Below are 14,963 nucleotides of genomic sequence, written 5' to 3'. Positions count from 1 at the left end.
AATCAATACGAATTTCTTAATTTCCCTTTATTTGAGAAAGCTTGTAAAACTTTTCAGCGTTCCGTGTGGTCGCTTCTGCTACTTCTTCCACCGAAATTCCTTTCAGCCGCGCAATCTCTTCCGCAACCAATGGAACATAGGATGGTTCATTTCGCTTCCCACGATGAGGATGTGGGGCTAAGTATGGGGCATCCGTTTCGATCATCAGGTGATCAAGTGAAATCAACTCAGCAACTTCTTTCGGTTTTTTGGCATTTTTGAATGTTACCGGTCCTCCAAGAGAAATCATGAAGTTCATTTCTATACTTTCACGGGCTGTCTCTACACTGCCACTGAAGCAATGCATGACACCGCCTATTTCTTTCGCGTTTTCTTCCTTGAGGATTTTCAGTACGTCTTCTGTAGCTTCACGGTTATGGATGATGATTGGCAGCTTTACTTTTTTAGCCAATCGGATCTGCTTGCGGAAAACTTCCTGCTGTACCTCTTTCGATGATTTGTCCCAATAGTAATCCAATCCGGTTTCCCCGATTCCCACTACCTTCGGGTGAGCTGCCAGCTCTTCAATCCACTTCAAGTCTTCTTCAGTACAATCGATTGCATCAACTGGATGCCAACCAACTACTGCGAAGATGAATTCATAGGTTTCGGCCAATTCGATGGCCCGTTCGATCGTTTTTCGGTCGAAGCCGATGACTACCATTTTCTCCACATGGTTTTCTCGTGCGCGCTCAATGACTTGTGTCAGGTCCTCATCATATTGGTCTGCATTTAAATGTACATGGGTATCGATAAACATCAATCATTCTCCTCACATTAAGCTTTATTCTAATGGTTCTACCTGTATCATTCTTCACAGCAACATTACAATTGGGTAACAAAACATGTTAATTCGGCGTCAAAACCATTCTTTTTTCTGTAATATTGGGCCATAAAACCCACTGAAACAAAAAAAGACCCACTAATGAAAGTGGGTCAAAACAGGTCTTTTCCAGTAGTCTTATTTTATTTTTGAGCCGTTTGGAAGCTTTTCGGCGACTGATGCCAATGTTAGGTAACCGTCTTTTTCGCCGGCCAGAATCATTCCCTGAGAAAGCTCGCCCCGCAATTTCACGGGTTTCAGGTTTGCTACTACGACCACTTTTTTGCCGACCAGTTCCGCCGGTTTGTAATGTTCCGCAATTCCAGATACCACCTGGCGCTTTTCGTAGCCCATATCCAACTGCAGTTTCAACAGTTTTGAGGTTTTCGGTACTGCTTCACATTCTGTCACTGTCGCTACCCGCAAATCCACTTTCGAAAAGTCTTCAATCGCAATTTCCGGCACATCCGGAACTTCCACGACTGCGGGCTCTTCTACAGCCGGAGCTGCAGTGCCGCGCATTTGATCGCGGATATATGCTACTTCCGGCTCTACTTCGAGGCGTGGAAAGATCGGCGTCCCTTTTGACACTACTTGGATGCCTGCCGGAATTTTACCGAAGCCCTGCAATGTATCCCAAGCAAGAAAGTCTTCTGAGAGACCTAGCTGTTCAACAATCTGTTTTGGAGCGTTCGGCAGAAATGGTTGCAGCATAACCGCAGCCATACGAAGACTTTCCGCCAAATGGGCCATGACAGAAGCCAATTGCTCTTTCTCAGCTTCATCTTTCGCCAGTACCCATGGCTGTGTTTCGTCGATATATTTATTGGTTCTTGAAATCAATGCCCATACTTCGCTTAAGACAATGCTGAATTGCATTCTCTCCATATGCTGCTCATAGACTTCCACTGTCTGGGCAGCTACCCGCTGAAGCGGACCGTCGAATGCAGTCTGCAATCCATTGATTTGCGGAACTGCGCCGTCGAAGTATTTATTGATCATTGAGACTGTACGATTCAATAAGTTTCCGAGATCATTGGCCAAATCAAAATTGGTGCGTTCGACAAATGATTCCGGTGAAAAGACGCCATCAGATCCAAATGGCAATTCACGTAACAGGAAATAACGGGTTGCGTCCAATCCGTATCGCTCAACCAGCATTTCCGGATAAACAACATTGCCTTTTGATTTCGACATTTTGCCATCTTTCATCATGATGAAGCCGTGGGCAAAAACTTTCTTCGGCAATGGCAGATCCAAAGCCATCAGGAAAATCGGCCAGTAGATGGTGTGGAAACGGACGATGTCTTTGCCGACTACATGGACATCCGCTGGCCAGTATTTATTGAACAAGCTGTCATCATTTGAACCGTACCCAAGTGAAGTAATGTAATTCGACAAGGCATCGACCCATACATAGATGACATGCTTCGGATCTCCAGGAACCGGAATTCCCCAGTCAAAAGAAGTCCGTGAAACCGACAGGTCCTCTAATCCGGGTTTGATGAAATTATTGATCATTTCATTTTTACGCGACTCAGGCTCAATAAACTCTACATTATTTTCGTAATACTCCAACAGGCGGCTTGCATATTTTTTCATATTGAAGAAATACGATTCTTCTTTTACTTTATGAACTGGACGTCCGCAATCCGGGCAATTGCCGTCATCCAATTGGTTTTCCGTAAAGAATGATTCACAAGGCGTGCAATACCAGCCTTCATATTCACCTTTATAGATATCGCCATTGTCGAGGAACGTTTTGAAAATCCGTTCAACACCTTCTTTATGGCGCTTCTCCGTGGTACGGATGAAGTCGTCGTAAGTAATATCCATTGTTGACCATACTTGTTTAGCTGCCGCAGCCATATCATCCACAAATTCCTGTGGTGCTTTCCCGGCTTCTTTCGCTTTTTCTTCAATTTTTTGGCCATGTTCATCCATTCCAGTCAAAAACCGGACATCAAATCCACGCAAACGCTTATAGCGGACCATCGCATCAGAAGCAACTGTTGTATAAGCCGTTCCAATATGGAATTTTCCGCTTGGATAGTAAATCGGTGTGGTTAAATAAAACGTTTCTTTTTTAGCAGTCACGAAAAATTCCTCCAGTTTTTTTGTATAGTTCTTATTTTAACGAAGTCCCCTATTTTGTACAATCTTTCAATTCGACAAAGAGATTTTAAATAGCGATTCGACATTATTTAAGCATATTTAAAATGGATTTTTTTTACTTTTATTTAAAATTTGTCAATCCAATGACATTCTTTATTCAAAATCAAAGAAAATTACCACTAGTTATAAAATTTCATTATGATTTCGATAGTTTTTTATTGACCAAATTGCCAGTAGTTGGTATGATTTATGACAGGAAGTGGTAAATGTCGAATTTTGGCGAATACACCCGATAAAATAAAAGGAGGACTATCATTATGAAATCGACAGGTATTGTTCGGAAAGTGGATGAATTAGGACGTGTGGTAATTCCAATTGAATTGCGACGGACTTTGGGAATCGCAGAAAAAGACGCATTGGAAATTTACGTGGATGACGACAAAATTATTTTGAAAAAATATTTACCGAATATGACATGTGCAGTTACAGGCGAAGTATCAGACGACAACATGCAATTGGTTGGCGGCAAATTAATCTTGAGCTCTGAAGGCGCAGAAATGCTGGTAAAAGAAATCCAAAACAACTTAAAGAAGTAAGTTAAAAAACCAGGATGCCGAGGCTTCCTGGTTTTTTAATGTCTACTGATATAGTTTTTCGTTTAGGGCGTTTCCGCTTTTCTTTGTTGTCTAGCTCCAGCGCCTAGAACCTCGGGGTCTTAAGTCCGCTTGCCTGTGCGGCTGAAGGAACGCCGCTTCGGCAATCTGCCTTAAGCCTGTCGGTTCTAAACAGGCGCTTACGCTTTTCTTTGTTGTCTAGCTCCAGCGCCCAGCTCTTTGGGTCATAAGCCAACTCAGCTGTGCGGCTGAAAACATGCCGCTTCGCCGATCTGTCTTATGCCCGGCAGAGCTGCATGGGCGCTTCCGCTTTTCTTTTTGTCCAGCTCCAGCAGCCAGCCTCTCGAGTCGCTTCAGCCTTACCCGCAATGGCAAAGAACGCCATTACCGGCAAGGCTTCCAGCGCTTGTCGAAGCTTAGCGGCTGCTTACGCTTTTCTAGGTATGATAAGCCTGATAGACTTCTCTCTTGGACAACTGGCGTTCGATTGCAGCTTCTTTGATGGCTTCTTTGGATGTCAGGTTTTTGGTTTCCATCAGCTGGTCCACGTGTTCTTCGATGGACAACTGCTCCCACCACTTTACATTTTCGACGGGTTCCGGATCGGCATTGCCTTCCAGCACCAGACAAAATTCTCCGCGGATTTCATTTTCTTCAGCCCAGAGCACAGCTTCTTCAACCGTCCCTCTCAGAAACTCTTCGAATTTCTTCGTCACTTCCCGTGCCAAGGTGATTTTCCGCTCGTTTCCGACTGTTTTTTGAATGCTCTTCAAGCTTTCTTTTAGTCGGTGAGGTGCTTCGTAAAAGATTAGCGTTTCTTCTTTCTGCCCCAAAAGTTCGAGCTCTGCCTGCCGATCTTTTTTATTGCGGGACAGGAATCCGTAAAATAGGAACGGCTGCGGTGAGATTCCAGAGGCGATCAGCGCACTGAGTGCCGCGTTGGCTCCAGGAATCGGGACAACCGGAAAGTCTTCCGCCACTGCTCGTTTGACGATGTCTTCACCGGGATCGGAAATACACGGCATGCCGGCGTCGCTGACTAGAGCGACAGACTTGCCTTCCTCCAGGTAGGACAGAATCTTAAAGCCCCCACTTTCCTGATTGTGTTCATGGTAACTGACCAATTTAGTCTGGATATCAAAATAATTGCAGAGGTTTTTCGTGTTGCGCGTGTCTTCTGCAGCAATAATATCCACTTCTTTTAAAATGCGCAACGCGCGGATCGTCATATCTTCCAGATTGCCGATGGGCGTTGCCACCAGGTACAAGGTGGCTTGCTTATGCTGGAAACTTTTTTGGGATTTCATTTGCCGTTCTCCTTTCCTTCAGCAATATAACGGATTTTTTGAGCCTTCGTTAATTGCTTGAAGGCATATTCCGCTTTCATCGCTGCCGGTTTCGTGTCATAACATTCATGATGAATGAGCTTAGACGGCCCTTTGGCGCGTGTGTATTTTGCGCCTTTTCCGGCGTTATGTGCAGCCAGCCGCTTTTCAAGATCATTGGTATACCCCGCATAATACGACTCGTCGGCGCATTCCAGGACATAAAAATAATGGTCACTGGCTGCCATATAATAACTCCCGCACTTCTTCGGTATATTCCCCATCGTCACCATAGACAATCAATGGCGGCAGGATCTTCAAGTCCGGTTTCCCGTCTTTGATCCCCTCAATCAATAAGGTATTCGCTTCTTTTCCAGCTTTCGGATAAACCAGACGAATCCGTTTCGGTTCCAGACGGTTCGCGCGCATCGCTGCAATCAAATCGATCAAGCGGCCGGAACGATGGACAAATGCTGCCTTTCCGCCTTGCTTCAACAGCTGGCTAGCCGATAGGACCGCCTCATCAAGTGTCAGATGCAGCTCGTGCCGCGCGATAGCCATGTGTTCACTGATGTTTTTGTCGCTCATTTCATGCGCCGGAAAGTAAGGTGGGTTGCAGGTCACCACATCGTATTTTTCAAACCCCAGCTGTGCCGGCATGTTTTTGACATCACCTTCGATGATGTCGATCTGCTGCTCAAGGCCGTTGTATTCCACGCTGCGCCGAGCCATATGTGCAAGACGTTCCTGCAGCTCTACCCCAATGATCCGCGACTCCGTACGGGCACTCAAAAACAGTGGAATCGCTCCGTTGCCTGTGCACAGGTCTACAATTGTCCCCCGCTTCAGCGGGACATAGGCAAAGCGGGCCAACAGCACCGCATCCAATGAAAAGGAAAACACCGATGGACTTTGAATGATCCGCAGGTCTTCCGCCAATAAATAATCAAGTCTTTCGTCATCCACTAACATCTGTTCAACTCCTAGCATAACAAAAGGCTGCCGCCACACGGAGTGTCGGAAGCCTTTCTCTTTATCATTTTGCCAGCGGGCAGCACTACGGCCGCTTCCGCTTTTCAATTCTGTTTATTCAGGAATGACAAACAGAACAGGCAATCGTCGCCTTTTCGGGAACTGCCGAAATGTACATTGCAGACATGGTAGCCTTCATGATACAGACGGGCTAAATTATCGTAGCCTTCGCCGATATCCATCACGGCTTTTTTCAATTTAACCGGATCCACAGCTGCCACTTCCGGCACTGCTTGATGGAATTCATCCAAGCGCGAACGCAAATGATGATTCTCCAATTGCAGCGCATGATGTTCTTCCATTGTCCGGGCCACTACAGCTTTTAGTTCGCTGAATTGTTCCTGCATGGATTGGAGTTGCTGTTCAAACTCCATGACCGTGTCCAAAAAATTCTTTTCCTTCACCTAAACCACCTCACGCTCTCGTTCCTTGGCCCATTATCTCATCTAATGTATATTCAAGTGTCTGTTCCTGCTCAGATAAGCGAACTTTCAACACCCGCTCTAAAATGTTCATGCCTACTACGCGGCCATCACCGTCCGGCGTCGTTACGCGTGTTCCAATATCCGGCATTTCCTTTTTCGCTGTTTCATATTCGTCATTCTCATATTTTAAGCAGCACATCAACCGGCCGCATAAACCTGAAATTTTCGAAGGATTCAACGACAGGTTTTGATCTTTTGCCATTTTGATCGAAACCGGCTCAAAATCACCCAAAAATGTCGAACAGCAGAGCATCCGGCCACAAGGACCGATGCCGCCGAGCATTTTGGCTTCATCACGAACACCTATTTGGCGAAGTTCAATGCGTGTACGGAAAATGGAAGCCAAGTCTTTGACCAAGTTCCGGAAATCCACACGACCTTCCGCTGTAAAGTAAAAAATGACTTTATTGCGGTCGAAAGTGTATTCGACATCAACCAGTTTCATGTCCAATCGATGCTCTTCAATTTTGCCGGTACCCAGTTCAAAAGCCCGGCTTGCTTCCAGACGGTTTTCTTCCACCTGGTGGCGATCGCGGTCAGAAGCTACTCTTACCACCTGTTTTAGAGGCAGGACCACGTCGTTTTCTCCAACGGTTTTCGTCGGTACGACCACTTTTCCGTATTCTATGCCTCGTGCCGTTTCCACAATGACATAATCATCTTTTTCAATCCCTAATTCACCAGGATCAAAATAATATATTTTACCCGCTTTCTTAAAGCGGACACCTATCACATTATACAATTGCTACCCCTCCTGCAGATTCAGCATTAACTGCTCCATCAACAGCGTTCGGTTCATATTGCGCGGCAATTGTTGTTTGGCCTGTAAAACAGCCTGCAACTGCTTGGACAATACCGTAAAGGAACGCCGGAGAGCCATCTGCTTCCAAGTTTCTTCCATGTCTGGATATGTTCGTGCAGTTTCAAGACCTGCTTTTACCGAAGCAATGTCCCGATATGCAAATAATAACATGTCCAGGCCTCTTTCGGCATCTTCTTTTTCTTTAAATAATGGCAGCCACTCAGCCTGGAGCATCAAAAGCGCCTCGTGAACATTGCTGTCAGCCACTTCCACCAGTTTCAGCACTGTTTTTCTGGCTTGGGCAAATTGTTCATCCTGACTCAAAGCAATCGCTTCTTCTTCGCTTTGCGTCAGCATACTGACGGTGGCCGCCATCGACTCTGTCATGCCATCGGCCATCAACTTCTCCATCAGCTTCGATCGTGACAAGGGTCGGAACGACACCAATTGGCAGCGGGAACGGATTGTACTCATCAGCGCATTAAGCCGCTCAGTCAACAGGATGGCCGTCACATTAAACTCCGGCTCCTCCAAAAACTTCAGCAAAGCATTGGCAGAAGAATTATTCATGCGGTCCGCCTGCTCAATCACGTATATTTTACGGCCTGTATTCAGCCCGGTTTTATTCAACTTGAAAATCAATTCACGGATCTGATCAATTTTAATGTTTTGGCCATCCGGTTCGATGAACAAAACATTTGTATGATTGCCGGAATTATAAAGCTGACAGCTCCGACATGTTTCACATGGAACATTTTCCAGGGGTGATTCACATAGCAGCAGCTTGACGAAGAAATGAGTGATTTCCTTTTTCCCCGAGCCTGCAGGGCCTTCAAACAGGTAAGCATGTGCCAACCGGTCTTTCGCATAGGCACCCTGCAGCCGCTTCATCACTACTGGCTGCATTTCCAAAAATTCATCCGTCGTTTTTTGCATAAGTTTCACCTTCAGACTTTGTAAAAAATCCCGTGTTCCGATTGGAGCACGGGTATTATTTATGGTACTGGCCGACAAGCGGCCGTATAATTTATCGCGGAAAATCCACAGGGTTCCCCAATTTTCTAGAAATGATGGAACTGTTCAATCGGCAGGACAAAAATGGTCGCTCCACCCACTTCAACTTCAACAGGATAGGGAATATACGAGTCAGCATTGCCCCCCATCGGTGATACAGGTGCCACCATCTGTTCACGAGATCGGCAATTTTCACGAATCAGGTCCAATAACTTCGGTACAAGTTCATCTTCTACACCGATTAAAAAGGTCGTGTTCCCTGAGCGCAAAAACCCTCCTGTACTGGCAAGCTTTGTAGCCCGGAAATCATTTTTCGTTAACGCGTTGGATAATCGGTTACTGTCTTGGTCCTGTACAACTGCTACTACGAGTTTCATCAGCACTCACTCCTTTTTATCTTTCTTCTATATAAGTATAACATGAAGAAAGATATACGCTGCATATCTTTCCAGCTCAATGCCAAAAAAGCAACCGCTAAAAAAAACAGCTGACCTTAGGAAGGATCAACTGCTGCTTGCCGTTCTTCTATGAATCGTGCAGCTGTTTCCAACGCGTCTGCGAAAACGGTATCCAGCTCATTCTCTGCATTGATCAAACGAATTCGCTCTGGGTTTTGGCTCAACAGCAAGAGATAGCCTTCTCTTACTTTATAGTGGAACTTCATTGATTCCACATCCAACCGGTTGATTTCCCGATCTGCATCCTTTTCAATCCGTGCCAATCCCACTTTCGGGTTAACATCAAAATAAAGGGTCAGGTCCGGCATATAATCATCGATGGCGAATTTATTGATGGCGAAAATCTCTTCCATCCCAAGCCCTCGAGCGTATCCTTGATAAGCCAAGCTGGAGTCGATGTACCGATCGCATAAAACGATGCTTCCAGCTTCGAGTGCCGGTATGATCTTTTCAACCAAATGCTGTCTCCTTGCTGCAGCATACAACAACGCTTCTGTTCGTGCATCCATCGCTGTATTTTCCCGGTTCAGGATCACGCCGCGGATTTGTTCAGCGATATCAATGCCGCCTGGCTCTCTCGTGCAGACAACAGAAAATCCTTTTTCCTCTAACGCATCTGCCAGCATCTTCAGAACCGTCGACTTGCCCGATCCTTCTCCGCCTTCCAGATTGATCAAATAACTCATTTTACCGCTCACCTTATTCCATGAAATTAATCATATTCTACTGTTTCAAACTCTTTATACTATACACGAAATGGCTCATATTTTACAGTGACCCGTAAAAAAACCGTTCCTCCCCTTGTGGAAACGAACGGCTCCTGCTTATTCCTCATCTTCTGCTACTTGATAAGCCCGCCGAAACAATTCCATTTGGCTGTCTATTGCCAGCTCATCATTTTTCCGTGGCACGTAATGGTAAACTCCATCTGCATCCTGCTCTCTGGCCTTCACATTGTCGGCAAGACCCAGCTCCAGTATGCTCTTAACCTGTTCTTTGATAGCTTCATCAACAACCGGAAACAGGATTTCAATGCGGTTATTCAAATTCCGTGTCATCATATCCGCTGACGACAGGAAAGTCTTGCCTTTGCCGTTATGGTTGAAGAAATAGACCCGGCTATGCTCCAGCAGACTGCCGACGATGCTCCGTACCCGGATGTTTTCACTCACCTCTGAAATTCCTGGCCGCAGGCAACAGATTCCTCTAACAATCAAATCCACCTTCACTCCTGCATTCGATGCCTCATATAATTTCATGATAATGATTTTATCCGTCAATGAGTTCATCTTTGCAACGATTCGGCCATTGCCATGCTTCTTCTGAAAACGGATTTCGGTATCGATCAGGTCAATGATATCGGTACGGATGGTAAAAGGCGCCACCGACAGGTAATGGAACTTCGGCTTTTCGGTATAGCCGCTCAAGTAATTGAAAAAGTTGGTCGCATCAATGCCAAACTGCCTTTTCGAAGTGAATAAGCTCATATCCGTATAGATTTTAGCTGTCTGGTCATTGTAATTGCCCGTTCCCAAATGCACAAAACGTTCGATCTTATCCTCTTTTTTCCGCACCACCAAAGTGATTTTGCTATGCGTCTTCAGATGGGTCATCCCATAAATAACATGGCATCCAGCCTTCTCCAGCTCTTTCGCCCATTGGACATTGTTTTCTTCATCGAACCGTGCCTTCAGTTCAACCAGCACCGTTACTTGCTTGCCATTCTCCGCCGCTCTTTTCAATGCTTTAATCACGGGAGAATCGCCACTGACCCGGTAGAGCGTCTGCTTGATGGCAAGCACATCAGGATCATCCGCTGCTTCTGAAATAAACTGGACAACCGGCTCAAATGATTCGTACGGATGATGGAGGAAGACGTCCTGTTCACTGACTTTCTGGAAAATCTGCTTGCCCGTCTCCATACCGGTCGGCAATTGCGATACCTTTCCTTCAAAGACCAAATGTTCCCAAATCGGCGCCATCTTTTTATAAAAGTTGAAAAAGACCGTCAGATCCAAAAACCCTTCGATCGCATAGACATCTTTCTTGTGAACCTCCAGCTCTTCGGTCAAGTAATCTAAAATAGCCGGGTCAAACCCGGGCTGTTGGATTTCCAGGCGCACAGCCGCTCCCCACTTCCGCTTACGGAGCTCTTCTTCGATTTCCTTCAGCAAATCACGCGCGCCTTCTTCATGGATCGTCATGTCGGCATTGCGGGTAATCCGAAAGACCGATGTTGAAATCACATTGAAGCCATGGAAAAGCTTGCGAATGAAGAAGCTGATGACGTCTTCCAATAAAATCAGCTTCTGGCTGCCTTTTTTCGATTCCAGACGGACAAAGCGTTCAAGCACAGACGGAACTTGGACAATCGCAATTTTCTGCCCTTCTTCCACCTCTTCCTCCTGGTCTTCCAGCACCACCGCTAAATTGATGCTTTTATTCAGCAGCATCGGAAAAGGCCGATACGCATCGATGGCCATCGGCGTCAGTACCGGAAAAATATGGTCTTCAAAATGCTGTTCCATAACATCCAATTGATCCGCACTCAAGTCTGCCATCTTTACAAATTCCACATTTTCCTTTTGGAGCTTCGGCAATAGATTCTTCTGAAGCGTCTCATGTTGCAGATCCACCAGCCGATGCGTCTTCATGGCAATTTCATTCAACTGCTGCTTCGGTGTCATCCCAGCTTTGTTTTCGGGTTTTGTAAACCCGACTTTCACTTGATCTTGCAACCCTGCTACACGGACCATAAAAAATTCGTCCAAATTGGAGCTGAAAATCGCCAAAAACTTAAACCGCTCCAACAGAGGATTTCGTTTATCAAGTGCTTCCTGAAGAACACGTTCATTAAAAGCAAGCCAACTCAATTCTCGGTTATTGTAATATGCAGGATCCCTGAGTTCTATGTTCTTCTTTTTCACTGTCTCCAATTTCGACTCCACCTTTTACTTATAATCCATTCTCTTTATCGTACCATTCTCCATCTTTTTAAAAAGTGGGATATAGCCTTCGCAATGTAAATTATTTGTAAAAATTAAAATCAATCGTTTTCTTCAGCTGTTTCTCCAAGTGCTTTTTCTGCTTTTCCACCTGGTATTGTTCCGGCTCCCAGTCTTCACGGCATTGAACAGAAAACACAAGTTTATCATCCTTCTCTTCCAATTCGATATTCTCGACAATGTCCCGCTTCGTAGCATTTAAACTATACGACAATTTAATAACGGCTCCAAGCAGGCTGAATTTCGACAGCTCATCTTTATTGAACCAATCTTCATAAAGATTGACGTTCCGTTTGAACACTTCCTTGTTTTTAAATGAAGCCATCAACGCGACAATAATCCGCTCTTTATGCAATAGGCCATCAATCGTCCGATTGCCTAATAGATAGAAGGTATGCTGGTGGCTCGATTCCGAATCGATATAGCTCCCTAAGTTATATAGGGCGCTGCTCAGTTTCAGGCGTTTAGTATCCAGCTCTTCCAAGGACAGTAATCCGATCTCTTCTAGTTTTTTTGAAATCAGCATTGCGCTGTTAGTGACATGAAACGCGTGGGTCAAATTGATGTCATAGTCGATGGCCAGTTCATGGAAACTCTCTTCCACGACATTAGGAAATACCGCTAAATCAAAATCCTTGGTCGTCTCTTCATAAAAAAAGCCATCTCTCAAGCCTTTTCTGCTGAGTGCAAATTCCTTCGTATCAATTAATTCCATCAAATAGTGAAACACTTCCACAGCGGGAATGATGATATCCGCGCGGTCCTTCGACAAGCCTTCAAGCCGCTGAAGCTCCGAAAAATCCAGGGATTTCAACAAATCATTGATTTCTTCTACATCATTTCTGCTCATCATGTATTGATGGACTCCCGACAACGGATATTCGACATGCTCCTGATGAACCTGGGCCATGTTCCGCGCACTTCCCCCAATGCCGATCAACGGCAGGCGTTTATTGGCCAGCCATTCCAGCTGATTGAATTGCTCTTTCAAAAATGACCGCAGCTCACGCAATTCTCCTTTGGTCGGTATATCTCCCTCGATAAACTGCTGTTTTAAAGATAAAGCACCGAATGGGAAACTATAGAAGAAAATCAGCTGACGATCGTTGAAATACGTAAGCTCTGTACTGCCCCCACCGATATCGACTGTGATGCCGCTGGCGAATGGAGTCGAATTGACGACTGCCAGGTATCCATAATTCGCTTCTTCAAATTCTGAAAGGATCCGGATAGTAAAATCCGTCTCTTTTTCTACCGCTGCCATAATATCATCCTGATTTTCTGCTTGGCGTACAGCAGCTGTGGCGACGCATTGAATCTCCTTCAGTTGATGGTGCCGAGTGACTTCCTGGAAACTCTTCAACGTCTTGACGAGTATATCGATGCCGTCTTGTTCCATCACATTATCCTGATTCAAGTAATTCCGGAGACGGGCTACGGCCTTAACGTTTTCACTTTCAGTAAAACGCCCACTTTTATCTCGTGTATAGATGACCAGCCGGATGGTATTCGAACCGATATCAATGATTGCGTATTTTTCCTGATCCATGAAAATCCCCCACATTCTGTTCCATTTAATGATGTTACAGTATACCCTCTTTATGCATTACTTATTCTACGTTGTCACCTGTTGAAGTACCGGCAACTGTTTGGACTCCAGCTGATGGTCCCCTTGTATTTGCGTATCTGAGGCAATGTAATTCATCAACTCTTCCACTTTAGCCAATGTCCATTTTTCACCAGCCACCACAAGCGGAATGCCGGGCGGATACGGAATCACCATCCCAGCCGCGATCCGTCCAATAACCTGGGTATGAGAAATCCATTCGTGATCTGAAAGATCGATTTCTTCAAAAGACAATTCGGGTACCGTCACCTCTGATGTTTTTTTTATTTGAAGCTTCATGTCTTTTCTTGTTTCCCCTTCAAGCATCGCTACCGCTTCTTTCAAGCGGCTGCGGATTTCGGCAAACGGATACGCATGCCATTGCTTCAATAGAGGCAAGATCAGCAGCACTTGAAAAAGATCAGCCAATTCGACTTCAATCCCTACTTGCTCAAGCTTCTCCTTAAGCTGATACCCACTATGATGGTCGACCCTCAACATGATTTTCAGCGGATCATCGGATTCCACCACAGCCAAACGAGGAATCATCCGCAGGCTGCTGAGAAAACGTTCCCGCTTTTCCATGAACATCCGGACATCAGGCTGGGAGTAGTTTTGAAGATACGAACGTGCATCATCCAAAGAAGCCAATATCAGATAAGACGGACTGCTCGATTGGAACATCTGCAAGTATTTCCGGATTTTTTTCACGTTCACGCGACTACTGCCGATATGGAGAAACGACCCCATCGTCATCGCCGGCAAAGTTTTATGCGCTGACTGCACCACGACATCCGCACCCAGAGCCAAAGACGACACTGGAAACGGAGATCCTACCTGGAAATGGGCTCCATGCGCTTCATCCACTAAAACCGCCATCTCATTGTCATGACACAAAGAAATGATGTCAGCAAGTTCCCGGGAAGCCATGCCATAATAATTTGGATAAGTCAGTATCACTGCCTTAGCTTCCGGGTATGCCTCTATTGCTTCTTCTATTGCCTTGAGAGATACGCCCGCGGCCGTCATGGATTCCGCATCCCATTGCGGTGAAACGTAAACAGGGCGCACATGTGCAAGTTCCAGCGCATGGAAAATCGACTTATGGGAATTTCGCTGCACAATGACCGTCTCCCCTTCTTTGCAAGCGGCATGAACCATCGCCAGATTCCCTACAGTCGAACCATTGACCAATAGAAAACTTTCTTTCGCGCCGTAAGCCTCCGCCAATAAAAGCTGTGCATCTTTAATCGCTTCTTCCGGATAATGAAGATCGTCCAGACCTGTCAGTTCCGTCAAATCATAATGGAGTGCCGATTGGATTTCTTTCGGCAATCCTGACAAAATACCATGCTTATGCCCAGGTACATGAAAAGAAATGGGCTGTCTATTCTGAAATTGTATTAATGCATCCACAATCGGACGTCGTTGCGTCATAAATTTCCATCCTCACATTGATTGATTAACTTCATTATAACAAGTTCGGCACAACGAAGCGGAAAGGAACCTGAAAGCGGAAAAAATCCTTTCCTGCCATGCTGCAGATTTTTTCCAAACAAAAAAGCCGCTACCGGAATCGGTAACGACTTCTTTCAACTGCCCAGCGACGTCTTACTCTCACAGGGGGAGACCCCCAACTACCATC

The 14,963-nt window shown here is 45.5% G+C and carries 14 protein-coding genes; 1 reads left to right on the top strand and 13 read right to left on the bottom strand.

The features are described from left to right. Nucleotides 1–16: 16 nt before the first annotated feature. Both Q0785_RS19355 and metG read right to left on the bottom strand, forming a co-directional pair. A complete protein-coding gene (locus Q0785_RS19355) occupies nucleotides 17–799 on the bottom strand; it encodes a TatD family hydrolase (RefSeq protein WP_298834156.1) in 783 nt (260 codons plus the stop codon). A 201-nt stretch (nucleotides 800–1,000) separates the two neighbouring features. After that, entirely contained in the window at nucleotides 1,001–2,959 is a 1,959-nt protein-coding gene (gene metG / locus Q0785_RS19350; RefSeq protein WP_298834154.1) for a methionine--tRNA ligase, read from the bottom strand. Nucleotides 2,960–3,288: 329 nt separating this feature from the next. Between metG and Q0785_RS19345 the strand changes: the two genes are divergently transcribed. After that, a complete protein-coding gene (locus tag Q0785_RS19345; RefSeq protein ID WP_280525841.1) occupies nucleotides 3,289–3,573 on the top strand; it encodes an AbrB/MazE/SpoVT family DNA-binding domain-containing protein in 285 nt (94 codons plus the stop codon). A gap of 455 nt (nucleotides 3,574–4,028) precedes the next feature. Here the strand turns inward: Q0785_RS19345 and rsmI are convergent, their stop codons facing one another. The 11 genes from rsmI to Q0785_RS19290 all read right to left on the bottom strand — a co-directional run bounded on the left by rsmI (nucleotide 4,029) and on the right by Q0785_RS19290 (nucleotide 14,755). Then, nucleotides 4,029–4,898: a 16S rRNA (cytidine(1402)-2'-O)-methyltransferase gene (gene rsmI / locus Q0785_RS19340; RefSeq protein ID WP_298834151.1), complete on the bottom strand. Its 870-nt coding sequence runs from the start codon at nucleotides 4,896–4,898 to the stop codon at nucleotides 4,029–4,031. Then, nucleotides 4,895–5,164: a GIY-YIG nuclease family protein gene (locus tag Q0785_RS19335; protein WP_223643292.1), complete on the bottom strand. Its 270-nt coding sequence runs from the start codon at nucleotides 5,162–5,164 to the stop codon at nucleotides 4,895–4,897. Before Q0785_RS19335 ends, rsmI begins: the two co-directional genes overlap by 4 nt. Next, a complete protein-coding gene (locus Q0785_RS19330; protein WP_298834148.1) occupies nucleotides 5,151–5,888 on the bottom strand; it encodes a tRNA1(Val) (adenine(37)-N6)-methyltransferase in 738 nt (245 codons plus the stop codon). The genes Q0785_RS19335 and Q0785_RS19330 overlap by 14 nt, the downstream gene beginning before the upstream one ends. A 104-nt stretch (nucleotides 5,889–5,992) precedes the next feature. Beyond that, on the bottom strand, nucleotides 5,993–6,352 hold the full coding sequence (gene yabA, locus Q0785_RS19325) for a DNA replication initiation control protein YabA (protein ID WP_223643296.1): 360 nt from the start codon (nucleotides 6,350–6,352) through the stop codon (nucleotides 5,993–5,995). Between the two features lie 10 nt (nucleotides 6,353–6,362). Next, nucleotides 6,363–7,175 (bottom strand): stage 0 sporulation family protein, encoded by an 813-nt coding sequence (locus tag Q0785_RS19320; RefSeq protein WP_223643298.1) that lies wholly within the window; start codon nucleotides 7,173–7,175, stop codon nucleotides 6,363–6,365. A gap of 3 nt (nucleotides 7,176–7,178) precedes the next feature. Beyond that, nucleotides 7,179–8,171 (bottom strand): DNA polymerase III subunit delta', encoded by a 993-nt coding sequence (holB, locus tag Q0785_RS19315; RefSeq protein WP_298834145.1) that lies wholly within the window; start codon nucleotides 8,169–8,171, stop codon nucleotides 7,179–7,181. Between the two features lie 125 nt (nucleotides 8,172–8,296). Continuing rightward, a complete protein-coding gene (locus Q0785_RS19310; RefSeq protein ID WP_146559492.1) occupies nucleotides 8,297–8,626 on the bottom strand; it encodes a cyclic-di-AMP receptor in 330 nt (109 codons plus the stop codon). Between the two features lie 116 nt (nucleotides 8,627–8,742). Further along, a complete protein-coding gene (gene tmk / locus Q0785_RS19305; protein WP_223643302.1) occupies nucleotides 8,743–9,393 on the bottom strand; it encodes a dTMP kinase in 651 nt (216 codons plus the stop codon). A gap of 138 nt (nucleotides 9,394–9,531) precedes the next feature. Beyond that, a complete protein-coding gene (locus Q0785_RS19300) occupies nucleotides 9,532–11,643 on the bottom strand; it encodes an RNA degradosome polyphosphate kinase (RefSeq protein ID WP_298834135.1) in 2,112 nt (703 codons plus the stop codon). Between the two features lie 91 nt (nucleotides 11,644–11,734). Then, the gene (ppx, locus tag Q0785_RS19295; RefSeq protein ID WP_298834133.1) at nucleotides 11,735–13,261 is read right to left on the bottom strand and encodes an exopolyphosphatase; all 1,527 of its coding nucleotides are present in this window, start codon (nucleotides 13,259–13,261) and stop codon (nucleotides 11,735–11,737) included. A 66-nt stretch (nucleotides 13,262–13,327) separates the two neighbouring features. Then, nucleotides 13,328–14,755 carry an aminotransferase class I/II-fold pyridoxal phosphate-dependent enzyme gene (locus Q0785_RS19290; protein WP_298834129.1) on the bottom strand — a complete coding sequence of 476 codons (1,428 nt, stop codon included), beginning with the start codon at nucleotides 14,753–14,755 and terminating at the stop codon, nucleotides 13,328–13,330. Between the last annotated feature and the right edge of the window lie 208 nt (nucleotides 14,756–14,963).

It is taken from the genome of uncultured Planococcus sp. (assembly GCF_947501725.1).
Classification (GTDB): domain Bacteria; phylum Bacillota; class Bacilli; order Bacillales_A; family Planococcaceae; genus Planococcus; species Planococcus donghaensis_C.
Note: the sequence above shows the minus strand (reverse complement) of the source record. Positions and strands in the feature narration are given on the sequence as shown.